Origin of the sequence: Rhodoplanes sp. P11, assembly GCF_964266735.1 — a bacterium.
Lineage (GTDB): Bacteria > Pseudomonadota > Alphaproteobacteria > Rhizobiales > Xanthobacteraceae > Rhodoplanes > Rhodoplanes serenus.
Map to the genome: position 1 here is coordinate 107891 of NZ_CAXWGY010000001.1, position 26820 is coordinate 134710.

29 protein-coding genes are annotated in these 26820 nt (G+C 70.0%); 7 read left to right on the forward strand and 22 right to left on the reverse strand.

Features of this window, described 5'->3' with window-relative positions; all coding sequences use genetic code 11:
* Positions 1-89 precede the first annotated feature (89 nt).
* Both ACFQUV_RS00505 and ACFQUV_RS00510 read left to right on the forward strand, forming a co-directional pair.
* On the forward strand, positions 90-998 hold the full coding sequence (locus tag ACFQUV_RS00505) for an ABC transporter substrate-binding protein (protein ID WP_129608531.1): 909 nt from the start codon (positions 90-92) through the stop codon (positions 996-998).
* Positions 998-1789, forward strand: a complete 792-nt coding sequence (locus ACFQUV_RS00510) for an ABC transporter ATP-binding protein (RefSeq protein WP_111383834.1) — start codon at positions 998-1000, stop codon at positions 1787-1789. Before ACFQUV_RS00505 ends, ACFQUV_RS00510 begins: the two co-directional genes overlap by 1 nt.
* Before the next feature lie 32 nt (positions 1790-1821).
* Here the strand turns inward: ACFQUV_RS00510 and ACFQUV_RS00515 are convergent, their stop codons facing one another.
* Positions 1822-2370, reverse strand: coding sequence for a hypothetical protein (locus ACFQUV_RS00515; RefSeq protein ID WP_129608514.1), 549 nt, complete (start codon positions 2368-2370; stop codon positions 1822-1824).
* A gap of 433 nt (positions 2371-2803) precedes the next feature.
* Between ACFQUV_RS00515 and msrP the strand changes: the two genes are divergently transcribed.
* On the forward strand, positions 2804-3772 hold the full coding sequence (gene msrP / locus ACFQUV_RS00520; RefSeq protein WP_129608515.1) for a protein-methionine-sulfoxide reductase catalytic subunit MsrP: 969 nt from the start codon (positions 2804-2806) through the stop codon (positions 3770-3772).
* Positions 3773-4233: 461 nt separating this feature from the next.
* Here the strand turns inward: msrP and ACFQUV_RS00525 are convergent, their stop codons facing one another.
* Together ACFQUV_RS00525 and trxB are read right to left on the reverse strand one after the other, a co-directional pair.
* Positions 4234-5127: a LysR family transcriptional regulator gene (locus ACFQUV_RS00525; RefSeq protein WP_378393944.1), complete on the reverse strand. Its 894-nt coding sequence runs from the start codon at positions 5125-5127 to the stop codon at positions 4234-4236.
* Positions 5128-5302: 175 nt separating this feature from the next.
* Positions 5303-6268 carry a thioredoxin-disulfide reductase gene (gene trxB, locus ACFQUV_RS00530; RefSeq protein ID WP_129608516.1) on the reverse strand — a complete coding sequence of 322 codons (966 nt, stop codon included), beginning with the start codon at positions 6266-6268 and terminating at the stop codon, positions 5303-5305.
* Positions 6269-6490: 222 nt separating this feature from the next.
* Between trxB and ACFQUV_RS00535 the strand changes: the two genes are divergently transcribed.
* On the forward strand, positions 6491-6973 hold the full coding sequence (locus tag ACFQUV_RS00535) for an Lrp/AsnC family transcriptional regulator (RefSeq protein ID WP_111383829.1): 483 nt from the start codon (positions 6491-6493) through the stop codon (positions 6971-6973).
* 22 nt (positions 6974-6995) lie between these two features.
* Positions 6996-8084 carry a glycosyltransferase family 9 protein gene (locus ACFQUV_RS00540; RefSeq protein ID WP_129608517.1) on the forward strand — a complete coding sequence of 363 codons (1089 nt, stop codon included), beginning with the start codon at positions 6996-6998 and terminating at the stop codon, positions 8082-8084.
* A gap of 189 nt (positions 8085-8273) precedes the next feature.
* Here the strand turns inward: ACFQUV_RS00540 and ACFQUV_RS00545 are convergent, their stop codons facing one another.
* The 10 genes from ACFQUV_RS00545 to ACFQUV_RS00590 form a co-directional block, all read right to left on the reverse strand.
* A complete protein-coding gene (locus tag ACFQUV_RS00545; RefSeq protein ID WP_244601521.1) occupies positions 8274-8708 on the reverse strand; it encodes a DUF6165 family protein in 435 nt (144 codons plus the stop codon).
* Complete coding sequence (gene greA / locus ACFQUV_RS00550) at positions 8705-9178, reverse strand: transcription elongation factor GreA (protein WP_111383827.1); 474 nt, start codon at positions 9176-9178, stop codon at positions 8705-8707. The genes ACFQUV_RS00545 and greA overlap by 4 nt, the downstream gene beginning before the upstream one ends.
* A 108-nt stretch (positions 9179-9286) precedes the next feature.
* Entirely contained in the window at positions 9287-12784 is a 3498-nt protein-coding gene (gene carB, locus ACFQUV_RS00555) for a carbamoyl-phosphate synthase large subunit (protein ID WP_129608518.1), read from the reverse strand.
* 230 nt (positions 12785-13014) lie between these two features.
* Entirely contained in the window at positions 13015-13239 is a 225-nt protein-coding gene (gene yacG / locus ACFQUV_RS00560) for a DNA gyrase inhibitor YacG (protein ID WP_129608519.1), read from the reverse strand.
* Positions 13240-13357: 118 nt separating this feature from the next.
* Positions 13358-13996, reverse strand: a complete 639-nt coding sequence (locus ACFQUV_RS00565; RefSeq protein ID WP_111383824.1) for a Maf-like protein — start codon at positions 13994-13996, stop codon at positions 13358-13360.
* 132 nt (positions 13997-14128) lie between these two features.
* Entirely contained in the window at positions 14129-14347 is a 219-nt protein-coding gene (gene infA, locus ACFQUV_RS00570; RefSeq protein ID WP_111383823.1) for a translation initiation factor IF-1, read from the reverse strand.
* A gap of 198 nt (positions 14348-14545) precedes the next feature.
* Positions 14546-16048 (reverse strand): tripartite tricarboxylate transporter permease, encoded by a 1503-nt coding sequence (locus ACFQUV_RS00575; protein WP_129608520.1) that lies wholly within the window; start codon positions 16046-16048, stop codon positions 14546-14548.
* 146 nt (positions 16049-16194) lie between these two features.
* Positions 16195-16656, reverse strand: a complete 462-nt coding sequence (locus ACFQUV_RS00580; protein ID WP_129608521.1) for a tripartite tricarboxylate transporter TctB family protein — start codon at positions 16654-16656, stop codon at positions 16195-16197.
* Between the two features lie 148 nt (positions 16657-16804).
* Positions 16805-17779 (reverse strand): tripartite tricarboxylate transporter substrate binding protein, encoded by a 975-nt coding sequence (locus tag ACFQUV_RS00585; RefSeq protein ID WP_165363835.1) that lies wholly within the window; start codon positions 17777-17779, stop codon positions 16805-16807.
* A gap of 14 nt (positions 17780-17793) precedes the next feature.
* Positions 17794-18612 (reverse strand): GntR family transcriptional regulator, encoded by an 819-nt coding sequence (locus ACFQUV_RS00590; RefSeq protein ID WP_129608523.1) that lies wholly within the window; start codon positions 18610-18612, stop codon positions 17794-17796.
* 45 nt (positions 18613-18657) lie between these two features.
* Here ACFQUV_RS00590 and ACFQUV_RS00595 point away from each other — a divergent pair, with 45 nt between their 5' ends.
* A complete protein-coding gene (locus tag ACFQUV_RS00595; RefSeq protein WP_378393951.1) occupies positions 18658-19584 on the forward strand; it encodes an amidohydrolase family protein in 927 nt (308 codons plus the stop codon).
* A gap of 174 nt (positions 19585-19758) precedes the next feature.
* Here the strand turns inward: ACFQUV_RS00595 and ACFQUV_RS00600 are convergent, their stop codons facing one another.
* From ACFQUV_RS00600 to ACFQUV_RS00615, 4 genes are all read right to left on the reverse strand, one after another.
* Positions 19759-20226 carry a low molecular weight phosphatase family protein gene (locus ACFQUV_RS00600; RefSeq protein WP_129610473.1) on the reverse strand — a complete coding sequence of 156 codons (468 nt, stop codon included), beginning with the start codon at positions 20224-20226 and terminating at the stop codon, positions 19759-19761.
* 5 nt (positions 20227-20231) lie between these two features.
* Positions 20232-20726: a UPF0262 family protein gene (locus tag ACFQUV_RS00605; protein WP_129610472.1), complete on the reverse strand. Its 495-nt coding sequence runs from the start codon at positions 20724-20726 to the stop codon at positions 20232-20234.
* Entirely contained in the window at positions 20723-22018 is a 1296-nt protein-coding gene (gene hisD, locus ACFQUV_RS00610; protein ID WP_129610471.1) for a histidinol dehydrogenase, read from the reverse strand. Before hisD ends, ACFQUV_RS00605 begins: the two co-directional genes overlap by 4 nt.
* 172 nt (positions 22019-22190) lie before the next feature.
* A complete protein-coding gene (locus ACFQUV_RS00615) occupies positions 22191-22637 on the reverse strand; it encodes a DUF2948 family protein (protein WP_111383815.1) in 447 nt (148 codons plus the stop codon).
* Between the two features lie 369 nt (positions 22638-23006).
* Here ACFQUV_RS00615 and ACFQUV_RS00620 point away from each other — a divergent pair, with 369 nt between their 5' ends.
* Complete coding sequence (locus ACFQUV_RS00620; protein ID WP_129610470.1) at positions 23007-23297, forward strand: DUF4282 domain-containing protein; 291 nt, start codon at positions 23007-23009, stop codon at positions 23295-23297.
* Positions 23298-23371: 74 nt separating this feature from the next.
* Here ACFQUV_RS00620 and ychF read toward each other — a convergent pair whose 3' ends face one another.
* Genes ychF through ACFQUV_RS00645 form a run of 5 tightly spaced genes read right to left on the reverse strand, consistent with a single transcriptional unit; the run spans position 23372 to position 26626 of the window.
* The gene (gene ychF / locus ACFQUV_RS00625; RefSeq protein ID WP_129610469.1) at positions 23372-24469 is read right to left on the reverse strand and encodes a redox-regulated ATPase YchF; all 1098 of its coding nucleotides are present in this window, start codon (positions 24467-24469) and stop codon (positions 23372-23374) included.
* A gap of 10 nt (positions 24470-24479) precedes the next feature.
* On the reverse strand, positions 24480-24875 hold the full coding sequence (locus tag ACFQUV_RS00630) for a PIN domain-containing protein (RefSeq protein ID WP_158859429.1): 396 nt from the start codon (positions 24873-24875) through the stop codon (positions 24480-24482).
* Positions 24775-25143 (reverse strand): hypothetical protein, encoded by a 369-nt coding sequence (locus ACFQUV_RS00635; protein ID WP_158859427.1) that lies wholly within the window; start codon positions 25141-25143, stop codon positions 24775-24777. Before ACFQUV_RS00635 ends, ACFQUV_RS00630 begins: the two co-directional genes overlap by 101 nt.
* 55 nt (positions 25144-25198) lie before the next feature.
* Complete coding sequence (gene pth, locus ACFQUV_RS00640; protein ID WP_129610468.1) at positions 25199-25855, reverse strand: aminoacyl-tRNA hydrolase; 657 nt, start codon at positions 25853-25855, stop codon at positions 25199-25201.
* A gap of 54 nt (positions 25856-25909) precedes the next feature.
* Positions 25910-26626 (reverse strand): 50S ribosomal protein L25/general stress protein Ctc, encoded by a 717-nt coding sequence (locus ACFQUV_RS00645; RefSeq protein ID WP_129610466.1) that lies wholly within the window; start codon positions 26624-26626, stop codon positions 25910-25912.
* Between the last annotated feature and the right edge of the window lie 194 nt (positions 26627-26820).

A 26820-nucleotide genomic window follows, 5' to 3' on the forward strand; every position in this document is an offset into this window, starting at 1 on the left:
AAGGGAGGTTCATCGTGATCCGGTTTCTGACGACGATCTTCGCCGTGCTTCTCGCCGGCCCCGCCCTGGCGGCCGACAAGGTCACCCTGATGATCAACTGGTACGTCTACGGGGAGCATGCGCCCTTCTATTACGGCAAAGCCAAGGGCTACTACGCCGCGGAAGGCATCGACCTGGAGATCCAGGAAGGCCGCGGCTCCGGCACGGTGACCCAGGTGGTCGCCGCCCGCAGCATCCCGTTCGGCTATGTCGACGTGCCCACCATGATGCGGGCGGTCATCAAGGGCGCCCCGGTCATCTCCACCGGCGTGCTGCTCCAGACCAGCCCGATGTCGGTGATGGGCTTCACCGACAAGAACATCCGCAAGCCGGACGATATCAAGGGCAAGACGGTCGCCACCACGCCGGGCGATTCGATGTCGCAGATCTGGCCGCTGTTCCTCAAGAAGACCGGCCTCAAGGAAAGCGACTTCAAGGTGGTGTCGGGCGACGCGACCACCAAGCTCAACGCCGTCATCAACAACCAGGCGGATCTCCTGCTCGGCTACGTCATGGATCAGAGCATGAAGATCAAGGATGCCACCGGCAAGGACGTGACCCCGATCAAGTTCTCCGATTACGGGGTCAATCTGGTGTCCTCCGGCATCATCGCCAACACCGAGTACGTGAAGGAGAACCCCGACCTGGTGCGGCGCTTCATGCGGGCCAGCATCAAGTCGGTCGAGGAGGCCGTGAAGGACCCGAAGGCGGCCGCCCAGTCGATTCTCGACGCCAATCCGAAGGGCGGCAAGCTGCCGACCCTCACCGAGGGCTTCGAGCTGACCATCCCGCTCTACAAGGACCCGACCAGCCAGTCCAAGCAGCCGTTCCGGGTGGCCGATGCCAACATGAAGGACTCGGTCGACCTGATGGTCGAGTACGGCGGTCTCGATCCGACCGCCAAGGACAAGCTGAAGATCTTCTACACCAACGACTACCTTCCGGCTCCGGGGCTGTGATGCTCGCCACCGACAAACCGGCGGCTGCGCGCGCGATGATCGAGATCACGCGCGTGGCCAAGACCTACCGGACCAGGGACGGCGAGATTCCGTCTCTGCGTCCGATCGACCTGGCGATCGCCGACGGCGAGTTCGTCGTCGTGGTCGGCCCATCCGGCTGCGGCAAGACCACGCTGCTGCGGATGATCGCCGGCCTGATGGCCCCGAGCGAAGGCGAGATCCGGGTCGGGGACCGCATCGTCACCAGCCCGCACAGCGATGTCGGCATCGTGTTCCAGTCGGCCCTGCTGCTGCCCTGGCGCACCGTGCTGGCCAACGTGATGATGCCGGTGGAGGTCAAGGGGCTGCCGATCGAGCAGTACCGGCCGCGCGCCGAGGCGCTGCTCAAGATGGCCGGCCTCGCCGGCTTCGAGAGCAAGCATCCGTGGCAGCTCTCCGGCGGCATGCAGCAGCGCGTGGCGATCTGCCGGGCACTGGTGCACGATCCCAAGATCCTCCTGATGGACGAGCCGTTCGGCGCCCTCGACGCGATGACGCGCGAGCGCATGAACGCCGAGCTTCAGCGCATCCAGCTGGAGACCAGGAAGACGGCGCTGCTGATCACCCACTCGATCCCGGAGGCGGTGTTCCTGGCCGACCGCATCGTCGTGCTGTCGGAGCGGCCGGGCGGCATCGCGGCGATCTACACGGTGCCGCTGGAGCGTCCGCGCCAGCTCGACGTGCTCGGCAAGCCGGGCTTCATCGAGCTCACCCAGACGATCCGCAAGCACTTCAACGCGCAGATCGACTGATCCGGCGGGTGTCGGAGATCAGCCGGGCCAGATCAGAACCGCCAGCGCGGCGGCCGGCGGACGAACACGAAGCGGTCGTCGGGCCGCCACAGCACGTCGGCATGGCCGTCGTGGACGTCGAGCCAGAGCCCATCCTCGTCACAGTCCACCGTGAACAGCAGCGGGTCCTCGGGATCACCGACCGGCGGCATGGCGACCACCAGCCGCTCGCCCACCGGCTGGTCACGATAAGCCAGGCGGAGCGCCGCCCCGGTCTCGGCCGGGCACGGCCCCAACCGCAGCTTGCGGGCGCGGTCGCGAAGCTCGTCGTAGCGGGCCCCATGGGCGAAGCCGAGCTCCGCCGGCGACACGGTCGCCAGCTCGACCGGCCGCTTGCGCTCGGCGACCCGCAGGCCGGGACGGGCGAGCAGGCGGTCGGCATCGCCGCTGACCTGGATGCCGGCTTCGGCGAGCGTCCGGCGATACGCCTCGGCATTGCGGGCCTGGCCGAGCAGCACGGTGCGCCAGAGCGGCGGCTGCGGACGCGCCGCGCCGGTCTGAAGCCATCGTCCGACCGTGCTCCAGTTCAAGATGTCCAGCATCCCTGCCCTCGACCGGCTCGCACCTGCGGCCGGACCTGCCTGCGACCGAACTTGCCCGCAATCCGAACTCGCCCGCGACCGCGTCGACCGCCGGCGGCCTGCCGGGCGGGCGGCCTGACCGGGCGACCTGTCGCGGAGACCTCGGCCGGTGATCGCTCATACGGGCCGAAAACGCAACGGTCGACACGTCTTCCACAGGAGGGCGACGACCCGACTCCACCTTGGCGTGCGCTGATCCCGCTCGCTGTCACCCCGGTTTTCGCTCGGCCCGCCCGCAGGCGGCACCGGCGCCTCCCGAAGCCGTGACTTGCCGGGGCGTCGCACCGCCCCTAGCTCTCGGGGGCGCACGCCACGCTGAAACAAGCGGCGCCCCTCGTTCGTATCTCTCCTGTGTGGCGGGCCCTGCCCCGCCACGACCCCCCGGGAGCCCGACATGCCGGTGATCCGCCGCCGCCCCTGGGCGCTGCCCAACAGCGCCGCGACCCCCGAAGCCGTCTTCCTCGACCGCCGCCGCCTGCTCGCCGGCGGTGCGGTGCTGGCGGCCGGCGCCTTCCTCCCGACCGCCGCACCGGCGCAGCGGATCGGCGACGTGCCGGACCCGTCGGCCGGGCTCTATCCGGCGCGACGCAATCCCGCCTACGCGCTCGACCGGCCGGTGACGGACGAAGCGGTGAATCTGAACTACAACAACTTTTACGAGTTCGGCCCGTCGAAATCGATCGCCCGCGCCGCCCAGGCGCTGAAGACGCGGCCGTGGACCGTGGCGATCGACGGCATGGTCGAGGCGCCGTTCGAGATCGGGATCGACGATCTCCTCAAGCGGGTGACGCTGGAGGAGCGCCTCTACCGTCATCGCTGCGTCGAGGCGTGGTCGATGGCGATTCCCTGGACGGGCTTCCCCATGGCCGCGCTGGTGGCGCTGGCCAAGCCCCTCGGCAGCGCCAAATACGTCCGGATGGAGACCTTCAAGGACCCGACGGTGGCGCCCGGCCAGCGCCAGGTGTGGTACCCATGGCCCTATGTGGAGGGACTGACCATCGCCGAGGCCACCAACGAGCTGGCCTTCCTGGTCACCGGCGCCTACGGCAAGCCGGTCGCCAAGCAGATGGGCGCACCGCTGCGCCTCGCGGTGCCGTGGAAGTACGGCTTCAAGTCGATCAAGTCGATCGTTCGCTTCACCTTCACGGACCAGCGGCCGCGCAGCTATTGGGAGGCGCTCCAGGCGAGCGAGTACGGCTTCTGGGCCAACGTCAACCCGCAGGTCCCGCATCCGCGCTGGAGCCAGGCGAGCGAGCGCGTGCTCGGCACCGACGAGCGACGCCCGACCCTGCTGTTCAACGGCTATGGCGACCAGGTCGCCCATCTCTACCAGGGGCTCGACGGCGAGCGCCTGTGGGCGTGAGGACGCTCAGCGTTGGGGTCCCATCGCTCATAAAAAACGCCGGGTCTCGCGACCCGGCGTAGTTTCGTCGGCTAACGCCGACAACACCTTCCAGAGGGACAGCTGGCGGCGACGGTTGGAGTGTGGGAGGAAGCCGTTGCCAGCAGCTCGGATCAGCATGTCTTGACCGGCGCTCGTCCACAATGCCGACCAGCACATGTCACCCTTGCCCGTCCCGCAGGGCTGTTCAGCCCTCGCGAACAGCGGGCCGAGCTCGCCCGCCACGCCGCGCCCGAACAGTGAGCTGAAATGGGCCCAACACCCTCACATTTCGCTACAATGGGCGCGACGGGAGCCGTCAGGTCCGCGACACCGCTCGAACGAGAGGGCGCCACGCCGAGGCGGACGCGACGCTCGGCCGCATCCTGTGCTCACGCCGCCCACGCCCACCGCGTCCGCGCCCACACCGCCATCGCGGCGGCTCAGTAGGCCCAGCGCTGCGCCTTGCTGACCAGGAAGTCGCGGAACGCCTGCACGCGGGCGACCGACTTCAGCTCCTCCGGATAGACGAAGTAGGCGTCGAGCGACACCGCCTCGTCGTCGCTGAACAGCCTGACCAGGCTCTGGTCGTCCTCCAGGATGTAGTCGGGCAGCATGGCGATGCCGATGCCGCGCTGGCAGGCCCGCAGCACGCCGGCAATGTTGGTGATGATCAGATGCGGCTGGCGCAGATCCTTGCCCTCGCGGCCGGTGGTCAACAGCCAGCGGGCGCTCTGGAGATTGATCGGCACCACGGTGCCGCCGAGCACGATCAGCCGGTGCTTGTCGAGATCGTCGACCGAGCGCGGCGTGCCGAAACGCTTCAGGTAGTCCGGCGACGCATAGGCGTGATAGTGCACCGAGAACAGCTTGCGCTGGATCAGGTCTGGCTGGGTCGGCTGGCGCAGGCGGATCGCCACGTCGGCCTCGCGCATGGCGAGGTCGAGCTCCTCCTCGGTGGTGATCAGCGTGATGCGGATGTCGGGATAGAGGTCGGTGAACTCGCCGAGCCGCGGCGTGAGCCAGTGCACTCCCATGCCGATCGTGGTGGTGACACGCAGATCGCCATGCGGCCGCTCGCGGCTGTCGGTCAGCTTCACCCGCACCGATTCGAGCTTCATGAACACGTCGTGGGCGGTGCGGTAGAGCAGCTCGCCCTGCTCGGTGAGGATCAGGCCGCGGGCATGGCGGTGAAACAGCGCCACGCTCAGCTCCTGCTCGAGCGCGCTGACCTGGCGCGACACCGCCGACTGCGACAGCCCGAGCTGCTCGCCGGCATGGGTGAAGCTGCCGGCCTCGGCCGCAGCGTGAAAGACCTTCAGCTTATCCCAATCCATGATCGTTCGCGGGCGCCGCCCGTTCCCATCCCGGCCCGCGGTTGCGCACGGGCGCCGGCCCCGCCGCATGCGGCGCGAGCCTGTGTTGATCTGGCTCGATTCGGGAGAACGGTCACGACCGCTCCGCAACGCCCCGCACCGATGCCGAATCCCATGACCGACGATCCTCGACGTCTCACTCGGCCGCGGCGCGCGTCTCCGCGTGCGCAGCCAAGAAGCGCTCCGCCTCCAGGGCCGCCATGCAGCCCATCCCGGCAGCCGTGACGGCCTGCCGGTAGATGTCGTCGGCGACGTCGCCGGCCGCGAACACGCCGGGCACGGAGGTCGCGGTGGAGAACGGCGCGACCTCGACGTAGCCGGACGGCTTCAGCGCGAGCTGCCCGGCGACCAGCTCGGTCGCCGGCGCGTGCCCGATGGCGACGAACACGCCATCCGTCTCGAGCAGCGTCGGAGCGCCGGTCTGGGCATGGCGCAGCCGCACCCCGGTGACCTTGCGGGGCTCGGCGGTGCCGACGATCTCGTCGACGACGTGGTTCCACACCACCTTGACCTTGGGGTTGCGGAACAGCCGGTCCTGCAAGATACGCTCGGCCCGGAAGCCGTCGCGCCGGTGCACCACCGTCACGCTCGCGGCGAAGTTGGTGAGGAACAGCGCCTCCTCGACCGCCGAGTTGCCGCCGCCGACCACAACGACGCGCTTGCCGCGATAGAAGAAGCCGTCACATGTCGCGCAGGCCGAAACACCGTAGCCCTTGAACGTCTCCTCGGACGGCAGACCGAGCCAGCGTGCCTGCGCTCCCGTCGCGACGATCAGCGTCTCGGCGAGGTACACGGCGCCCGATTCGCAGACGACCCGGAACGGTCGCTGCGACAGCTCGACCGTGGTGACGTGATCGGTGACGATGCGGGTGCCGACATGCTCCGCCTGCTTCTGCATCTGCTCCATGAGCCAGGGGCCCTGGATCGGCTCGGCGAAGCCCGGATAGTTCTCGACCTCAGTGGTGATGGTGAGCTGGCCGCCCGGCTGGATGCCCTGGATCAGCACCGGCTCCAGCATGGCGCGGGCCGCGTACACCGCTGCCGTATAACCGGCAGGACCGGACCCGATGATCACCACGCGGGCATGGGCGGTGTCGGCCATGCGAAGCCTCGTCGAAAACACATGCGGAGGGAGCCCGCCACGAGATTCGAGCGGGTTTTCCTGAATGTAGTCGTTCCGGTGAGTCATGCAAGCCACGCATAACCCCGGATGTGCATTTCGCTTAACGACTGTCGACCACGCGGATCTACGCAAGATCGTTTCGGCGGCACAGCTCTTGCGATAATGCTGTCAGCGAGTCATGCCGATCTCCTGGAGAGCCCCGTGCCATACCGCCTGGATGCGATCGACCACCGGATCCTGAAAGAGTTGCAGGACGACGGCCGCATGACGAATGTCGAGCTCGCACGCCGGGTCGGCATCTCGCCGCCGCCCTGCCTGCGCCGCGTGCGCGCCCTGGAGGAGGCCGGCTTCATCACCGGATACCGGGCGCTGCTCGACGAGAAGCGGCTGGGCTACGAGGTCACCGCCTTCGCCATGGTGCATCTGTCGAGCCAGGCCGAGGCCGATCTCGTCGCCTTCGAGGCGTTCGTACGATCGGAGCCGCTGGTCCGCGAGTGCTGGATGCTGTCCGGCGAGATCGATTTCCTGCTCAAATGCGTCGCCCCCAACCTGTCCGCCTTCCAGGCCCTGGTGGCCGAGCTGACCGCCGCCCCCAATGTCCGCAACGTCAAGACGACCCTGACGCTGCGCAATGCCAAGAACGCGCCCGTCGTCCCGATGGAGCTCGACCGGCTGGCCGGCTGACCGCCCCTGCCCGAGTGACGCCATGAGCCCGCCTCCCGCTCCGCCGGCTGCCGCGGCCGCCGATTCGCCCGCGGCCTCCGCCGCCGGTCCTCGCCCCATCGCGGTCCTGGTCGACCGTGAGGGTCTTGGCGATTCGCTGCTCAAGCTGCCGTTTCTGCGGGCGATCGCCCGCGCCTATCCGGACCACCCCATCTGGTGGATTTCGAGCCACCAGACCGCCATGGCGAACGACCTCGCCCCCTTCGTGCGACCGCTGATCGCGCGGGTGATCGACCACGCGGGGCTGACCACGCCGCCGCGCGCCGTGATCGCCAGGCTGCGGGCGCTGCCGCCGTTCGAGATGGTGTTCGATTCGCGCACCCGCGGCCTCACCGTGCTGCTGGCCCGCCTGTTCCTGCGCCACCGCGGCTTCTACTGCTGCCTGCCCGGCTACATGCTCTCGTCACGCCGACCGCCGGGACGCTTTGCGCGCCCCTCCGGCATCGCGGCCCGGATGCTCAGCCTGGCGGCGGCGGCGATCGGCGGCGATCCCGACTGGCGCGGCCGGCTCGACATCGCGGAGGCGGCGCGGCGGCTGGCGGCGGAGCGGCTGCCGGAAGGCCCCGTTTATGTCGGGCTCGCCCCGGGCAGCCGCGAGGCGCGCAAGAACTGGCCGATCGACCGCTACGTGGCGCTCGCCCGCCGGCTGGCCGAAAGCGGCCGTGTCCCGGTGTTCATGATCGGCCCGCAGGAGGCCGAGATGGTGGCGACCATCCGCCGCGCGGTGCCGGAGGCGCTGCTGCCGGAGGTCGAGCCGGTCGATCCCGGGCTCGGGCTGAAACGGCTGGAGCTCGCCATCGCGGTCGGCGAGCGGCTCGCCGCCGTGGTCGCCAACGACAACGGCATCGGCCACCTGATGGCGTCGATCGGCACGCCGCTGGTCAGCCTGTTCGGCCCCACCGACATCGGCCGCTGGGCGCCGTTCACCGAGCAGGGCGTCATCGTGTCGGCGACGCAGTTCGGCGGCACCGCCATGGAGGCGATCCCGGTCGACGCCGCCTTCGCGGCGGCCGAGCGGCTTTTGGTGGAAAGCCGCGACGGTGCGCACGGCGGCAGCCCGAACCGCCTGTGAGATCGCGGCGAGCCGCGGGCGGCGCCGGACGTCCCCCGCCCCTGTAGCCCGGGGTCGAGCCACGCGAGACCCCGGGGCTCCGGACGCCGCACCGCTGGTCCCGGATGTCGCTGCGCTCCATCCGGGCTACGGTCCTAGGTCCCCGCATTCGCGGAGACGAGCGGCGCGACGGAGCGGGCGGCGCCCCACCTAATAGGCGCTGTAGGACTTCTCCTCGACCAGCTCGGAGCCGACGAGGTCGTCGATCGCCCGCTTGAGGGCGGCGCGGGCGTCGTTGGTGCGATAGACGCTGCGGGCCAGCGTCACGAAGCGCGGGCCGAAATCCTTGCTGCGCTCGCAGTCGCGGATGTCGTCCTCGATCTGCCACAGCGTCTCGTTGACGCGGCGCAGCTCGCCCTTCAGCGACGCAATGCCGGGCTCGGCGGCGATCAGCCCGTCGAGCGAGCCGCGCAGCACCGCCAGCTCGCGGCCGACATTGGCCAGCTTGGCGGGATCGCCGATGCGCTCCGCCTTGATCTCCAGGATGGTCACCTTGTCGACCAGCTCGCCGACCGAGACGGCGATCTCGATCCGGGTGGCGCGCGTCGCCGGCGCGGTCCCGTCGACGGTCGCGGACGTGCTCACCGCCACTCGACCTCGAGCACCTCGTAGGCCTTGGCGCCACCCGGCGTCACCACCTCGACCTGGCTGCCCTTCTTCTTGCCGACGAGCGCGCGGGCGAGCGGCGAGGCGATCGAGATGCGGCCGTTCTTGGCGTCCGCCTCGGGCTCGCCGACGATCTGCCAGACGTGCTTCTTCTCGGTGTCCTCGTCGATCAGCGTGACGGTGGCGCCGAACTTGATCGTGTCGCCCGACAGCTTCGACACGTCGATGACCTCGGCGCGGGCGAGCTTGTCCTCGAGCTCCGCGATGCGGCCCTCGTTGAGCGACTGCGACTCCTTCGCCGCGTGGTACTCGGCGTTCTCTGACAGGTCACCGTGCGAGCGCGCCTCGGTGATCTGCTGAATGATTCGCGGCCGTTCCACCTGCTGGCAGTGGCGCAGCTCGGTCTCCAGCGCCGCATACCCCGCAGCCGTCATCGGAATCTTGTCCATCGGTTCCTCTCCGACAGAAAAAAACTCGATCGCGTGCCGGTCGGTCCGGCGCGCAACCGTTCGAGACTGGGTCCAGCCCGTGTGCCTTGGACTTCCCTGCCCGGCGTCTCAGGAGACTCGGTCAGGGAAATAGCTTTGCAGCGTGCGCACCTCGAGGTCGCCCGCGAGATAGGCCCGGATGCCCAGCGCCGCCGCAACGGCTCCGGAAAGAGTGGTGTAGTACGGGACCTTATGCAAGAGGGCCGCACGGCGCAAGGAACGCGAGTCCGAGATGGCACGAGTTCCGGAGGTTGTATTGAAGACGAGTTGAACCTCGCCGTTCTTGATCGCGTCGACGATGTGGGGCCGGCCTTCCAGCACCTTGTTGACCTTCTCGGCCGGCACGCCGTGCTCTTGCAGATAACGCTGCGTACCGGACGTGGCGATGACGCGGAATCCAAGTTCCGACAACAGCTTGACCGATTCGAGGATGCGCGGCTTATCGACGTCCCGCACCGCCACGAAGACCGTCCCGGCGCGCGGCAGACGGGCACCGCCGCCGATCTGGCTCTTGGCGAAGGCGATCTCGTAGGAGCGATCGATGCCCATCACCTCGCCGGTGGAGCGCATCTCCGGCCCGAGCAACGTGTCGACGCCGGGGAAGCGGGCGAACGGGAACACCGCCTCCTTGACGCCGACATGGTCGAGCTTCGGCGGCGTGAGCCCGAAGCTCGCCAGGCTCTCGCCCGCCATCACGCGCGACGCGATCTTGGCGACCGGAATACCGATGACCTTGGCGACGAACGGCACCGTGCGGGAGGCGCGCGGATTGACCTCCAGCACGTAGATCTCGCCGTCCTTCAGGGCGTACTGCACGTTCATCAGGCCGCCGACCTCGAGCGCCAGCGCCATCGCGCGGGTCTGCCGCTCCAGCTCCGCGAGGGTCTCGGGGGCGAGCCCATAGGGCGGCAGCGAGCAGGCCGAATCGCCCGAATGCACGCCGGCTTCCTCGATGTGCTGCATGATGCCGGCGATGAAAGTGTCCTTGCCGTCCGCCAGGCAGTCGACGTCGATCTCGATGGCGTCCGACAGATAGCGATCGAACAGCAGCGGGTTCTTGCCCAGCACCGTGTTGATCTGGCCGGTCTTGTCGTTCGGGTAGCGGGCCTTGACGTCGGACGGCACCAGGCTCGGCAGGGTGCCGAGCAGATAGTCGTCGAACTGCTCCTGATTGCGGATGATCGCCATGGCGCGGCCACCCAGCACGTAGGATGGGCGCACCACGAAGGGCAGCCCCAGCTCGGCCGCCACCAGCCGGCTCTGCTCCACCGAGTAGGCGATGCCGTTCTTGGGCTGGCGCAGCCCCAGCTTCTCCAGGAGCCGCTTGAAGCGGTCGCGGTCCTCGGCGAGATCGATGGCGTCCGGCGAGGTGCCGAGGATCGGCACCTTGGCCTTCTCCAGCGGCTCGGCCAGCTTCAGCGGCGTCTGGCCGCCGAACTGCACGATGACGCCGTGCAGCGTGCCGGCCGACTGCTCGGTCGCGACGATCTCCAGCACGTCCTCGGCGGTCAGCGGCTCGAAATAGAGGCGATCCGAGGTGTCGTAGTCGGTCGACACGGTCTCCGGATTGCAGTTGACCATGATGGTCTCGAAGCCGACGTCCTTCAGGGCGAAGCAGGCGTGGCAGCAGCAGTAGTCGAACTCGATGCCCTGCCCGATCCGGTTCGGGCCGCCGCCGAGAATGATCACCTTCTTGCGGTCGCTCGGCGCCGCCTCGTCGGCGGGCTCACCGGCGAACGGCGCCTCGTAGGTCGAGTACATATAGGCGGTCGGCGAGGCGAACTCGGCCGCGCAGGTGTCGATGCGCTTGTAGACCGGCCGCACGCCGAGCGCCCGGCGGCGCTGCGTCACCGCATCGGCCGACAGGCCGGTGAGCGCACCGAGGCGGGCATCGGAGAAGCCCATGGCCTTGAGCCGGCGCAGCGCGCCCGGCGTCGTCGGCAGGCCCTTGGCCTTCACCTCGGCCTCGGTGTCGACGATGCCGCGGATCTGCGCCAGGAACCACGGATCGAACCGGCAGGAGCGGAAGATCTCCTCGTCGGAGGCGCCGAGCCGCATCGCCTGCGCGACCTTGAGGAGACGGTCCGGCGTCGGCCGGCCGAGCGCCGCCCGGATGGCGTTCTTGTCGTCGCCGTCGCCGATGCCCTCGATCACCACCTCGTCGAGCCCGGTCAACCCGGTCTCCAGCGAGCGCAGCGCCTTCTGGAGCGATTCCTGGAACGAGCGGCCGATCGCCATCGCCTCGCCCACCGACTTCATCGAGGTGGTCAGCAGCGGCTCGGCGCCGGGGAACTTCTCGAAGGCGAAGCGCGGAATCTTGGTGACGACGTAGTCGATGGTCGGCTCGAACGAGGCCGGCGTCGCGCCGCCGGTGATGTCGTTGGCGATCTCGTCGAGCGTGTAGCCGACCGCCAGCTTGGCGGCGACCTTGGCGATGGGGAAGCCGGTCGCCTTCGAGGCCAGCGCCGAGGAGCGCGACACGCGCGGATTCATCTCGATGACGACGAGGCGGCCGTCCGCCGGATTGACGGCGAACTGCACGTTGGAGCCGCCGGTCTCCACCCCGATCTCGCGCAGCACCGCGATCGAGGCGTCGCGCATCACCTGGTATTCCTTGTCGGTGAGCGTCAGCGCCGGCGCGATGGTGATCGAGTCGCCGGTGTGGACGCCCATCGGGTCGAGGTTCTCGATGGAGCAGACGATGATGCAGTTGTCGTTCTTGTCGCGAACGACCTCCATCTCGAACTCTTTCCAGCCGAGCACGCTCTCCTCGACGAGCACCTCGTTGGTCGGCGAGGCGTCGAGGCCGCCGCGGACGATCTCGATGAACTCGTCGAGATCGTAGGCGATGCCACCGCCGGTGCCGGCGAGCGTGAAGGACGGACGGATGATCGCCGGCAGGCCGATCTCGGCGAGCGCGATCAGCGCCTCGCCGAGCGCGCCATGGACATAGCGCTTCTTACGCTCCTCCTCGCCGGCCGCCCACTCCCGCTCGAACTTCGCCCGCTTCGCCGCCTTCTCGGCCGGCGAATCGGTGGCGGCATCGATGCGGGCGAGCTCGGCCAGGTATCTCTCGCGGTCCGCCTGCTTGAGATCGGAGGCGTTGGCCAGGAACGACTTGGGGATGTCGAGGCCGATCTTCTTCATCGCCTCGCGGAACAGCTCGCGGTCCTCGGCCTTGTCGATCGCCTCGGCGGTGGCGCCGATCATGGTGACGTCGAGCTTCTCGAGCACCCCCATCTTGCGCAGCGACAGCGCCGTATTGAGCGCCGTCTGGCCGCCCATGGTGGGCAGCAGCGCGAAGCCGCCGGGAACGACGTGGCGTTCCTTCTCGATGATCTTGGCGACGACCTCCGGGGTGATCGGCTCCACATAGGTGGCGTCGGCCATCTCCGGGTCGGTCATGATGGTGGCCGGGTTCGAGTTGACCAGCACCACCCGGTAGCCTTCCTGGCGCAGCGCCTTGCAGGCCTGGGTGCCGGAGTAGTCGAACTCGCACGCTTGGCCGATCACGATCGGACCGGCGCCGATGATCAGGACGGTGGAGATATCGGTCCGTTTGGGCATCCGTGTCTTCGCCAGGCTGGTCTGGGCACACAAAAAAAGGCGTCGTCGGCGCGCCGCCTTTGCGAACTCGACCGGGTTGTGGCCTGCCCGCGCGCGGTCAGCCGGGGCGCGCGACCCTTAGCCCATATTCGGCAGCGATGGAAGAGCGGCAGGCGGCCCCATCCCGCTCTGTCAATCCGGAGCGCACCGAGGGTGCGCCCCGAAATCACTGCGACGTCGCGATGGTCCGGTCAGGTGCCGTCGGCAGGGCTGCGGCGGCCGAGCGGCGGCGCGTCCTCCGGCTCCGCCAGCCCCAGCTCGTCCTCCTCGGCCTCGACAGCCGGCACCGCGTAGACGCCGGACAGCCAGCGGTGGAGATCGACGTCCTTGCACCGCTGCGAGCAGAACGGCCGGTGCGGCTCGGCCGCCGGCTTGCGACAGATCGGGCAGGGTCTTCCGGGAGCGAGCGAGGACATGGAACTCAAGATAGGGACGACGGTGGCGGACCGGGAGAGCGAGAGCTGCGAAAGCCGGACATGGCGTCGGGGTCCTTCTCCCCGCACAGCGGGGAGAAGTCGCGCGAGCGTCCCCGCCTCACGCCGGCATCGGGTTGGTCGGGTTCAGCCAGCCCTGATGAATCGGGAACCCCTCGCCGGCCAGGAGCGTCACCGTCTCGTAGAGCGGCAGGCCGACGATGCCCGTGTAGGAGCCGACGATCTTCACCACGAAGGTGCCGGCCAGCCCCTGCACGGCGTAGCCGCCGGCCTTGCCGCGCCATTCGCCGGACGCCAGATAGGTCTCGATGTCCTGCTCGGACAGCCGCTTGAACCGCACCCGGGTCTCCACCAGGCGCTGCCGGAAGGTCTCCTTCGGGGTGACCAGGCACACCGAGGTGTAGACGCGGTGGTTGCGCCCGGAGAGCAGGCGCAGGCACTGCCCGGCCTCGTCCAACAGCTCCGCCTTGGGCAAGATGCGGCGCCCCACCGACACCACGGTATCGGCCGCCAGGATGTAGGCGCCGCGCAGATCGTCCTCGGCCTTGACGGCGGCGAGCGCCACCTCGGCCTTCTCGCGGGCGAGCCGGTTGGCGCAGGCGCGCGGCAGCTCGCCGCGCTTCGGCGTCTCGTCGACCTCGGCGGGCCGCAGCGCGTCGGGATCGAGGCCCGCCTGGTTGACGAGGGTGAGCCGCCGGGGCGAGCCGGAGGCGAGCACGAGCTTGGGACGGCCGGTCATGGGATGCGGTTCGGTTGCGCTCGCGCGACGCGCTTGCGGACGGTTGGCCCGGACGGCGGCCCGGATGTCGCGGACGCGGCCGAGCGGGGCGGGAGCAGCGGCCCGGCCCGGAAGGGCGGAGCGCCGCGGCGGTTACTTGAAGCGGTAGGTGATCCGGCCTTTCGTGAGATCGTAGGGGGTCATCTCGACCAGCACCTTGTCGCCGGCGAGCACGCGGATGCGGTTCTTGCGCATGCGGCCCGCCGTGTGGGCGATGATCTCATGACCGTTCTCGAGCTTGACGCGGAAGGTCGCGTTGGGCAGCAGCTCCGTCACGACGCCGGGGAATTCCAGCAGCTCTTCTTTCGTCATTCGCAACCCAGTGATCGCACCGGGCCGCACGCGGCCGCGAGCGAAGGTCAGGCTTTCGTTTGACGCCACAAGATGGGCGCGGACCCTAGCCGAAACGGGCTGCGTCGACAACCGGCGATCCCCGCCCAGCCGGCAGGGTCGAGGGCTCGTCGAAGCCCTGTCGGGAGCCGCGCGCGGGCGCGGCGTCAGGGCGCGGCGTCAGGGCGCCGCGGCCCCCCGCCGGCGCCAGCCGAGCAGCATGGCGGCGAGCTGCAAACCGCCGATCAGCACCAGCACGGCGAGGAACACCCGGGCGGCCGGTCCCTGCACGAAGACGAGGTAATCGCCGTCCGAGATGGTGAGGGCGCGGCGGAACGACAGCTCCATGCGGTCGCCGAGCACGAAGGCGAGGAGCAGCGGCGCGACGTCGTAGGAGAACTTGCGCAGCAGATAGCCGACGACGCCGGCCCCGACCAGGATCGCCAGATCGAGCGGCGAGCCCTTGAGCAAGTAGACGCCGATCAGGCAGATCACCAGGACGAGCGGCGCCAGCACTCCCATGGGGGTGCGCAGCAGCGACACGAAGATGCCCACCAGCGGCAGGTTGAGCACCACCAGGATGGCGTTGCCGAGATAGAGGCTGGCGATCAGCCCCCAGAACACCTGCGGATGCTCGCTCATCAGCAGCGGCCCCGGCTGCACGCCGTGGATCAGCAGCGCCGAGAGCAGGATCGCGGTCGCCGGGATGGCCGGGATGCCGAGCACCAGGAGTGGGATCATCGAGGCGCCGGTGGTGGCGTTGTTGGCGGTCTCCGGACCGGCGACGCCGGCCACCGCGCCGTGCCCGAATTTTTCCGGGGTCTTCGACACCTTCTTCTCGATCGCATAGGCCACGAAGGTCGAGATGATGTGGCTGACACCGGGAACGAGACCGAACAGGAAACCGACGCCGGAGCCGCGCAGCACCGCCGGCGCCGCCTCGCGGATCTCGGCGCGTGTCGGCAGCATCTCGCGCAAGCGCGGGGCGCGAGGCACCTGCGGGGCGGCCTCGTCGAGATTGAGCAGGATCTCGGAGACGCCGAACAGGCCGATCGACAGCGCCACGAAGTTGATGCCGTCGGTGAGATCGAGCGACCCGAAGGTGAAGCGCGGCCAGGCGGTGAGCTGGTCGAGCCCGACGGTGCCGAGCGCCAGGCCCAGCACGATCATGGCGAGCGTCTTGACGGGCGGCGAGCTGGAGACGGCGCTGACGACGAGGAGCGCGGTCAGCATCAGCACGAACTCGGCCGCCGGCCCGACCGTCAGCATGGCGTCGGCGAGCAGCGGCCCCACCGCCATCAGCCCGACGATCGACACGGTGCCACCGACGAAGCTGCCGACCGCCGCGAGGGTGAGCGCCGCGCCGGCGCGGCCGCGCTTCGCCATCTCGTAGCCGTCGATGCAGGTGACCACCGAGGCCGCCTCGCCCGGGATGCGCATCAGGATCGAGGTGGTCGAGCCGCCATACATGGCGCCGTTGAAGATGCCGGCCAGCATGATGACGGCGCCGGCCGGATCGAGCTTGAAGGTGAGCGGCAGGAGAAGCGCCATGCCGGCGAGCGGGCCGAGCCCGGGCAGCACGCCCACCGCCGTGCCCCACAGGCAGCCGACGAAGCACAGGAGCAGATTGCGGCCCGTGAAGGCGACCGCAAAGCCGTCCATCAGATAGCCGAGCGACTCCACAATGCTGCTCCCGACTTGCTTTCTTCGTCATTCCGGGGCGCGGGCGAAAGCCCGTGAATCCAGAATCCCGCGGCAGGCTCTCAATCCGCGGCTGGATTCCAGGTTCGCACCCGCGGTGCGTCCTGGAATGACCAGAGCGCAGACACTCAGAACGGCCAGATCCCGGCCGGCAGGCCGAGGCCGAGAATGCGCTGGAAGACGCCGTGCAGCGCTAGGCTGGCGCCGAGGCCGTACAGCGCGGCGCGCCACCATGGCTTGCCGCCCAGCACCGTGAACAGGACCGCGAGCAGCAGCGCCACCGTCGGCACGAAGCCGAGCGGGATGAAGCCGAGCGCCGCGGCGGCGAGCGCGACGAGGCAGACCGCCGCCTTGCGGTCGGCGAGCGTCACGATGGCCGCATCGCGCTCGCGCCAGGCCCGCAGCGCACAGGCGAGCCCGAGGCTGATCAGCGCGATACCGAGGACGGCGGGCATGAAGCCCGGCCCCGGCGTGCCGACGCTGCCGCGCGGGATCGGCGCCGCGAGCCACAGCAGCGCCACCCCGCCGAGCGCCAGCGCGAGCCCGACCGCGGCGTCACCGGCCCAGCGCGGAACGCTCAGCCCGGTCATGCGGGCCTCCCGACGCACCGCCCGTCGTCCGCTCGTCCCCGCGAAAGCGGGGACCCAGCGCAAGAACTCTGGATTCCCGCTTGCGCGGGAATGAGCGGAGGTTTGGGCTGCGCCGATCCGTTTCGACGCAGGCCACGGCGCGCGCCCATCACTGCGCCTTCCGCTCGACGCCGATCGCCTTGGCGACGGTGCCGAGCGCGGCGAGCTCGCTGCGGATCAGGGCGCCGGTCTCCCGGGCTCCGAGCACGCGCCGGGTGGCGCCCTGCTTGTTCATCGCATCCTTGAACCTGTCGGTCTCGGCCGCCGCCATGAAGGCCTTCTCCAGCTTGGCCAGGACGGCGGGCGGCGTCCGCGCCGGGGCGATCAGGCCCCACCACAGCACGGTCTCCTCCGCGCCGAGGCCGATGTCGTCGAGGCCCGACGCCTGCGGCAGCGCCGGATTGCGGCCCGCCGAGGTGAGCAGCAGGCACTTGGCCTTGCCGGCCGCCACATGCGGCAGGATCGGCGGCAGCGAGCCGCCGTAGAAGGTGACGTGGCCGCCGAGGAAGTTGCGCGCCGTCTCGCCGGCGCCGCCGAACGGCACCGGGCGCACCTTGGCGCCGAGCTTGGCGAACACGCGCTCGGCCGCGAGCTGCATGGTGCCGCCGATGCCGTCGTTGCCGTAGGTGTACTTGCCGGGCTCGGCCTTGATCCGCTCGACCAGCTCCTTGGCGGTCGCGGCCGGGAAGTCGGGCGCCGCGCACAGCACATAGGACGAGTAGCCGATCGACATCACCGGGGCGTAGCTGTCTGGCGTGTAGGCGACCGTCAGGCTGTGCGGGCTGGTGGTGAGCGGCGAGTTCCACACGAAGCCGAGCGTGTAGCCGTCCGGCTGCGCCGCGCTCACCAGCGTGGTGCCGACGGTGCCGCCGCCCCCGGCACGGTTGTCGACGATCACCTTCTGGCCGAGGATCGGTTCCACCGCCTCGGCGATCTGGCGGGCGAACACGTCGGTGCCGCCGCCGGGCGGCGCCGGCACGATCAGCGTGACGGGGCGGGCCGGATAGTCCTGGGCCGCCGCAGGGCCCGTCATCAGGCCGGCAGCGAGCACGCCGGCGACGACGCCGCGCAGGATGCCACGCATGGGAGTCTCCCTGGTCAACGGATTTCGGTCTCGTAGCTGAAGCGGTCGGCGGGGCCGCGCGAGCGCCGCCATTCGAGCGGCTCGCCGTCGAGCCCGTAGGCGATGCGGTCGATCACCACGACGGGATCGCCGGCCGGCACGCCGAGCGTCTTGGCGACCGCCGCCGAGGCGCGGCCGAAGCCGATGCGGTCGACCGCGCGGGCGATCGTGACACCGGCGATGCGCTCGTAGAGCGGATAGAGAAGCTCGGCGAAGGCCGCGGCCGGCAGCGCGGCGACCGCCGCGAAGCGCGGCAGCGGCAGCGCGATCTCGTCGACCACCAGCGGCTCGTCGTCGACGAGGCGCAGACGACGCAGCCACAGCACGTCGGCTTCGGTGCCGACACCGAGCGCCACGCCGGCCTCGCGGCCGGCCGGCGCGGTGCGACGCGACAGCAGGCGCTGGGTCGGGGCGAGTGGCCCGCCGCCCTTGCCGGTAAGACGGAAGAAGCGGAACAGCGAGTTGCCGAAGTCGACCCGGCGCACGAAGGTGCCGCGGCCCTGGTGCCGCTCCAACAGGCCCTGCGCCACCAGCCCCTCGATCGCCTTGCGCATGGTGCCGAGCGCGACGCCGAAGTCGGAGGCCAGCTCGGACTCGGCCGGAATCGCCTCGCCGGGCCGCCAATGGCCGTCCTGGATGCGCTCGGCGAGCGCGTCCTTGAGGCGCTGATAGATCGGCAGGCGCTGGTCGGCGCCGGTTTCGGCGCGCGCCGCATCGGGACGCGGCGGATCGTTGCGCGGATCGCGGCCCGGATCGGGCCGGCCGGCACGGTCGACATCGGAGGCGTTCGGCATGGCAGGGCGCCCCTGGTCAGATAGTCCTCTATAGGTCTATAAGACATGCGGACCCATCTGGCAACGACCCCGATGACGCTGCGACCGCCCTCCCCGCCTTCCCCCTCTCCTGCCACCCCCACCGCCCCTGTCGGCGCCTGCTCGGCCGCCGACGAGACCGCGCCGGTCGAGACCGCGTCGGTCGAGACGATCGTGGACACGCATGTTCACGTCTTCACGCGAGCGCTGCCGCTGGCGAGCGGGCGCCGCCACAGCCCGACCGGCGACTTCACGCTCGACGACCTCCTCGCCGCGACGGCGCCGCACGGCGTCGGCGAGATCGTGCTGGTGCAGCCGTCCTTCCTCGGCACCGACAATGGCTATCTCCTCGCCACGCTGGCGCGCGCGCCGCAGCGTTTGCGCGGCATCGTCGTGGTGGCACCGAACGTCGACGACGACACGCTCGACGCCTACGGAAAGGCCGGTGTCGTCGGGGTGCGGCTCAACCTGATCGGGCGAGACCCTCGCGAGGTGCTGGCGCCGCCGTGGACCGACCTCCTCGGCCGGGTGGCGGCGCGCGGCTGGCAGATCGAGATCCAGGCCGAGGGCCGCGACCTTCCGGATCTGATCGACGGCCTCGCGCCGCTCGGCGCCCCGCTGGTCATCGACCACTTCGGCCGCCCCGACCCGCGCCTCGGTGTCGCCGACCCGGGCTTTCGCCGCCTGCTCGCCGCCGGCCGGGATGGGCCTTTATATGTGAAGATTTCCGGCAGCTATCGCTGTGGTGGCGCCGACGCCACGCCTTATGCGGGCGCGCTGCTGGCCTCGCTCGGGCCCGACCGGCTGCTTTGGGGCAGCGACTGGCCGTTCACCCAGTTCGAGGCGGTGCGAACCTATGCGGACGGCCTCGCCGAGCTGCGCGCCTGGCTGTCGCCGGCCGAGCGCGCCGCGCTGGCGGCGACGTCGCGGCGGCTGTTCGGGTTTGCCCTGTAGGGGCGGCGCGATCTGGGACTCCGTGATCCGGGACTGTTGCCCCGTCAGCACCCGTAGCCCGGGTTGAGCGCAGCGAAACCCGGGGTCCGACCGTGGTCCCCGCAGCGAGACAGCCCTGGATTTCGCTTCGCTCAATCCAGGCTACAAAGAAGCTACAAAGAAGCCTACTCGCCGTCAGCTCCCGAAGCCGCCGCGGCCGAACCGCTCCTCGATCTTGGCGACGATCTGGTCGCGGATCGACCGATAGGCGTCGAGACGCTGGGCACGGCTGCCGTCCTCGAAGGCGCCGGGGTCCTGGGTCGGCCAGTACTCGACGTCGACCGCGAGCGTGCGAGTCAGCTCCAGCGCGCGGTGATGCGCCTCCGGCGACAGCGTGACGATCAGGTCGAAGTTGAGCCCTTCGAGGTCCTCCAGCTCCTCCACGGTGATCGGCTTGTGGCCGGTGAGGTCCAGCCCCAGCTCGTCCATCACGGCGGCGGTGAACGGGTCGAACTCGCCCTTGCGCACGCCGGCCGAGCCCACATAGCTGCGATGGCCGAAATACTGGCGGAACACCGCGGCCGCCATCGGCGAGCGCACCGAATTGTAGGCGCAGACGAACAGCACGGCTCCCGGCGGCGCGCTCACGCCCGGCGGGGGCATCGCCCTCACCCCTTCCAGTGCAGCACGGAGATCAGCGTGAACAGCCGCCGCGCCGTGTCGAAGTCGATCTCGATCTTGTCCTTGAGCCGGTCGGTCAACAGCTCCGAGCCTTCGTTGTGCAGCCCGCGCCGGCCGACATCGATCGCCTCGATCTGGCTCGGCGAGGACGTGCGGATGGCCTGATGATAGCTCTCGCACATCAGGAAGTAGTCCTTCACGATGCGCCGGAACGGCGTCAGCGAGAGATGATGCGCCACCACGGGCGTGCCGTCGTCGCCGCGCACGTCGAACACCAGCCGGTCGTTCGACAGCGTCAGCCGCAGCCGGTAGGGACCGCCGTCGTGGCCGAGCGGCGCGAACAAGTTGTCCTCGAGCAGATCGTAGATGGCGACCGAGCGCTCGTGCTCGACGTCGCGGTTGGCGGCCCCCATGGTCTCCGGATCGAGCGTGATCTCGACGAGGCGTCGCCGCGCCCGCTCCTCGTCGCGCCCGTCGGTCATGATGCGCCGAGCCGCAGCGCGACCGAGCGCGCATGGGCGTCGAGCCCCTCCGCCTCGGCGAGCGTCACCGCCGCGGGCCCGAGCGCGGCGAGCTGCGCCGGCCCGCAGCGCAGGATCGAGGTGCGCTTCATGAAGTCGAGCACGCCCAGCCCCGACGAGAAGCGCGCCGAGCGCGCCGTCGGCAGCACATGGTTGGAGCCCGCCACGTAGTCGCCGATCGCCTCCGGCGTGGTCATGCCGACGAAGATGGCGCCGGCGTGCCGGATGCGGGCGGCGAGCGGCTCCGGATCGGCGACCGCGAGCTCCAGATGCTCGGCCGCCACCGTGTCGGCGAGCCCCACCGCCTCGTCGAGATCGCGCACCAGGATGACGGCGCCGTGGTCGCGCCACGACGCCGCGGCGATCTCCTGCCGCGGCAGCGTCGCGAGCTGCGCCGTGACGGCTCGCTCGACCGCGTCGGCCAGCGCCGCATCCGACGTGATCAGGATCGACTGCGCGGCGGTGTCGTGCTCGGCCTGCGCCAGCAGGTCGGCGGCGAGCCAGTCGGGATCGGCGGTGCCGTCGGCGATGATCAGCACCTCGGAAGGGCCGGCGATCATGTCGATGCCGACCTTGCCGAACACGATGCGCTTGGCGGCCGCCACATAGGCGTTTCCGGGACCGACGATCTTGTCGACCGGCGCGATCGTCGCGGTCCCGTAGGCGAGCGCCGCCACCGCCTGGGCGCCACCGACCCGATAAATCTCGTCGACGCCGGCGAGATCGGCGGCGGCCAGCACCAGCGGCGACAGCCGGCCGCCGGGGGCCGGCACCACCATCACCAGGCGGCCGACGCCCGCCACCTTGGCGGGCACCGCGTTCATCAGCACCGACGACGGATAGGCGGCAGTACCGCCCGGCACGTAGAGCCCGGCCGCCTCGACCGCCGTCCAGCGGTGGCCGAGCTCCACCCCGAGCGGATCGGTGAAGCGGTCGTCGGCGGGACGCTGGCGGCGGTGATAGGCGTCGATGCGATCGCGGGCGAGGCGCAGCGCCTCCACCCGGCGCGGCTCGCAGGCCGCCACCGCGGCGGCGATCTCGTCGGCCGTGACGCGCAGGCCGAGCCGGTCGAGATCGACACCGTCGAACTTGCGCGAAAGCTCGATCAGGGCGGCGTCGCCGCGGCTGCGGACATCCTCGATGATGGCCCGCACCGCCGCCTCGACGTCGGCGGCCGCCTCGCGCTTGGCCCCGAGCAGGGCGGCGAAGCGGTCCTTGAAATCGGCGGCGCGGGTGTCGAGACGGACGGGCATGGCAGGGAACCGGCGGGCGACGAGACGCGAGCCCGGCGCACCGGGACGGGCCGGTCCTGCTGCCGCCCGGGTGCAGGCGAGGACACGGCGGCGCAACGGGGGAATGTCGGGTGTCGGCCATCAGGCCGGAAGCCGTCAGGCCAAAATCGGAACGGGTGGCGGGCCGCAGCCGTCAGGCCGGGCTCACCTGGTCCTCGTGCGCCGGACAGCAGGTCGTATCCCATACCGGCCCGAGGTCGGCAAGCTCCACCTCCAGGCACTCCACGTCCAGCCGCATCTCGCCGCCGCCCGAGAAGATCAGCACCACATGGCCGCTCGGCGCCGCGGTCTGGACGAACTCGATGGTGAGGAGATTGAGGACGACGTCCTTGGCCTGGGACTGGACGTTGCGGCACTTGCAGGCGAGCACGCGGTCGAAGCGCAGGGCGGTGCGGCGGCGACGGAAATGCGGCTCGCCACAGACCGCGCACTCCCAGTCGAAGCGATCCACCGCCATCACCAGCCGCTTCTCGTGGGGCCGCCACAGGATGTCGCCCACCTTCACATGGGCATCCTGGAGATGGGTGGCGACGATCTCGAGATCGTCCTGGTCGAGGGCGACGAGCTTGAGTTGGTCCATGGCGGCGGCTCCTGCTTGAGCCGTAGTTAGGAAACCGTAATGCAGTCCACAAGCCTGGACGAACCCGCAACGAAGACCTATGGCGCCGCCGCTCCCACCCAAATCGCCCGATCCGGTCGCGGGGGCCGCCCCGCGGCCGGACCGACCGCAACGGAGCATGAACGTTTCGTTAACCCTGACGGCGAGCCGAGGGGGACCGCGGCAACCGGATGCGGGGCCGGCGCCCTGCCGGCGGCGGCCCCGACGCGAGCGCACCACAATTCACGGTCAGAACGGCGGCTGACGCGAGGGGGCGGGTCCGATCCGGCAGGAGACGCGGGCCCGGACCGCGGAGGGGGGCCGAACGGCTCCGTGCCAGAGGAGGCCGTCATGTTTGCGTTCACCGACCTGTTCCAGTGGGATCGGTTCATCACCCCGTCGATCATCAAGGTGTTCTACTGGCTCTCGGTCGTGCTCGCCGTGCTGTTCGGCCTGTCCGGCCTGGTGTCGGCCGTCACCCTGATGGGCACGAGCGTGGTGGCCGGCCTGCTCGCGCTGCTCGGCACCCTGCTCGGCATGCTGATCGCCATCGTGGCGGCGCGCATCGCGGCCGAGCTGGTGCTGATCGTCTTCCGGATCAACGAGCACCTCGGCGCCATCCGCAACCGCGGCGGCCTGTAGGCCGCAGGCGGCCTTTTAAGGCGCAGGCGCCCGTCGCGCCGCAGCCGCATGCAGCCCGCGAGGCCCCGGCCCCGTCAGGTGGCGAAGCGGAAGTGCAGCACGTCGCCGTCGGCGACCACGTACTCCTTGCCTTCGAGGCGCAGCCGGCCGGCGTCGCGCGCCCCCGCCTCGCCGCCGAGCGACACGTAGTCGTCGTACGCGATGGTCTCCGAGCGGATGAAACCGCGCTCGAAATCCGTGTGGATGACGCCGGCCGCCTGCGGCGCCTTGGTGCCGCGGGTCACCGTCCAGGCGCGCGCCTCCTTGGGGCCGACCGTGAAGAAGGTGACGAGGTCGAGCAGCGCATAGCCGGCGCGGATGAGCCGGTTGAGGCCGGGCTCCTCCAGCCCGATGGCGGCCAGATAGTCGGTGCGCTCGTCGGGCGGCAGGATGGCGATCTCGGCCTCGATCTGGGCCGAGATGACCACCGAGCCCTCGCCCTCCTCGGCGGCGCGCGCCTCGACGGCGCGCGAGAAGGCGTTGCCGGTCGCCGCCGACGCCTCGTCGACGTTGCAGACATAGAGCACCGGCTTCGACGACAGGAGCCCGAGCATCCGGAAGGTCTTCTCGTCCTCGGGGCGGCGCTGGACGAAGCGGGCAGGCTTGCCCTCGCGCAGGAGATCGAGGGCACGCTTGACGAGATCCAGCGTCTCCTTCGACTCCTTGTCGCCGCCCTTGGCGCGCTTCTCGAGCTGGTCGACGCGGCGCTCCAGGCTGTCGAGATCGGCCAGCATCAGCTCGGTCTCGATGGTCTCGATGTCGGCCACCGGGTCGACGCGGCCCTCCACATGGGTGACGTCGCCGTCGTCGAAGCAGCGCACCACATGCACGATGGCGTCCACCTCGCGGATGTTGGCGAGGAACTGGTTGCCGAGCCCCTCGCCCTTGGAAGCGCCGCGCACCAGCCCGGCGATGTCCACGAAGGCGAGGCGCGTCGGGATGATGTCGGCCGACTTGGCGAGCTTGGCCAGGATGTCGAGCCGCGGGTCCGGCACCGCCACCTCGCCGACATTCGGCTCGATGGTGCAGAACGGATAGTTGGCGGCCTGGGCGGCCGCCGTGGCCGTCAGGGCGTTGAAGAGGGTCGACTTGCCGACGTTCGGCAGGCCGACGATGCCGCATTTGAATCCCATGATGCTCTCGTCAGGAGAAGAAGGAGGCGGGCTCGCCGAGTCGGAACGGGTTCAGAATCGTCATGCCCTCGATGATGCGCTCGTGCTGCATGTCCTCGCTGAGGAAGACGTCGCATCCGGCCGCCAGAGCCGAGCCCAGCAGCAGGCAATCCCACCAGCCGAATCCGCCGGCGTCCTGCACCCGCCAGGCTTTCCGAAGGACGTCGGTGCCGCACGGGGCCGTGCAGAACGGAACCAGCACCGCGATGAAGTCGCGGACGTCCCGACGGTCCAGCCGCCGCCGTTCGGTGAGAACACGATAGCTTTCATTCAGGCTTTGCGGACTGAGGACCAGCATACGGGTCCTGCTCAGGCTCCTCAGCCAATCCGCGGCGCTCAGTCGCTTCCGAAGCTCCCCCGGGTCCATCGCGTAGACGATGAGATTCGTATCGACGAAGCAGCTCCTCTTCCCGCTCGGCATAGAGCTCCTCGCGTGTCGGCAAGTTCGCGGCAATTCCAGGATAGCCGGGGCCGCTCAGGAATCGGTCGAGCGCCACCGCCGGATCGTCGGTCGCCCCCATCTTCTCGACCACCGCGTCGGCGACGAACCGCGACAGGCTCTTGGCCTGCTTGGCCGCCTCGACCCGGGCGCGCGCCAGCACGTCGTCCGGCAGCGTGATGGTGACGTTCTTCATGGCTCTCGTCCGCGCGACCGCCCCGACACGGATCTCGTGTTTCCGTGTTTCCGTGTCAAGCACGGTCGGCCTTGCCCCGCTCCGCCCCGCGCTCCGGTCTGTCACCGGCCGCCGGCGGCTCCTTGTCGGGGCCGAGGAAGCCCTTGGCCTGCATGGCGAGATGGACCTTGTTCTGGAAGGTCGCGTCCTGCCCCTTGGCGAGCAGCCCGGCATTGTCCGCGATGGTGTCGCACAGGGTCTCGACCCACTCGCGCTCGGCCTTGGCGAAGTCCTGGAGCACGTAGTTCTGCACCATCTCCTTGACGCCCGGATGGCCGATGCCGATGCGCACCCGGCGAAAGTCGTTGCCGAGATGCGCGCCGATGGAGCGCAGGCCGTTGTGGCCGGCGGCACCCCCGCCGGTCTTCAGGCGCACCTTGCCGGGCGGCAGGTCGAGCTCGTCGTGCAGCACCACGATGTCGGCGAGGCCGACCTTGTAGAACTGCGCGGCCTCCTGCACGGCGCGGCCGGACTCGTTCATGTAGGTCTCGGGCTTGAGCAGCATGACCCGCTCGCCGGCGAGCGGGCCTTCCGTCGCGACGCCGTGGAATCGCTTGCGCCACGGCGGGAAGCCGTGGCGGCGGGCGATGGCGTCGACCGCCATGAAGCCGATGTTGTGCCGGTTGCCCGCGTAGCGGGGGCCCGGATTGCCGAGCCCGATCACGAGCCGCATGGCGGAGCCTCATGGGTGGCCCGGGGCGACGATGCCGTCCCGGGCCGCCGGTTGTCACTTCTTGTCGGCAGGCTTCTTCTCGGCGGCCTTCTTGTCGCCGGCCGCAGCCTTCTTGTCGCCGCCGGCAGCCGCACCGGCCGCCGGGGCGGCGCCCGCCGCCGGAGCCGCCGCCGCCGCATCGGCCGCCGCCTTGGAATCCTCGGCATAGCCGGAGGGCGGCACGATGGTGACCAGCGTCGGGTCGAGCTGGCCGATCGGCCGGACGTTGGCCGGCAGCGTCACGTCGCTGAGATGGACCGAGTGGTTGATCTCGAGGCCGGTGAGGTCGACATCGATCGCCTCCGGGATCGACTCGGCCGGGCAGCGCAGCTCCACCGCGTGGGCCACGATGTTGACCGTGCCGCCGCGCTTGATGCCGGGCGCCGCCTCGGGATTGCGGGTGCGCACCGGCACCCGGACCCGAATGGTCGCGCCGGCGCCGAGCCGCATGAAATCGACATGGACCGGACGGTCCTGCAAGGGCTCAAGCTGGTAGTCGCGCGGGATGACCCGATGCTTGGCGCCGTCGAGTTCGATCTCGTAGATGCTGGTCAGGAAGTGACCGGCAAAAATGCGCTGCCGCAGCTCCGCCTCGTCGACCGAGATGGTGAGCGGGGGTTGATTGTCGCCGTAGATCACGCCCGGCACGCGGCCTTCACGACGCACGGCCCGGGCGGCCCCCTTGCCGGCCCGGGGACGCGCCGTCGCTTTCAGCTCTTTGACGGTCGCCATAGGTGTCGTCCTCTCTCAGACGGAAACGGCCGCTGGCGCGGCCCTCCCGGTCGATTCACGGATGGAAAAGCCGCTGTCGCGGCGGCGCGGCCGGCCTCCAGGGGTGCGTGCAGACCGCGGAACGCGGGCTTATAGCCCGCCTGTGCCCGGATTGACAAGGAAGCGGAGGTTTTTCGCCCGAAAGGACGGCATGC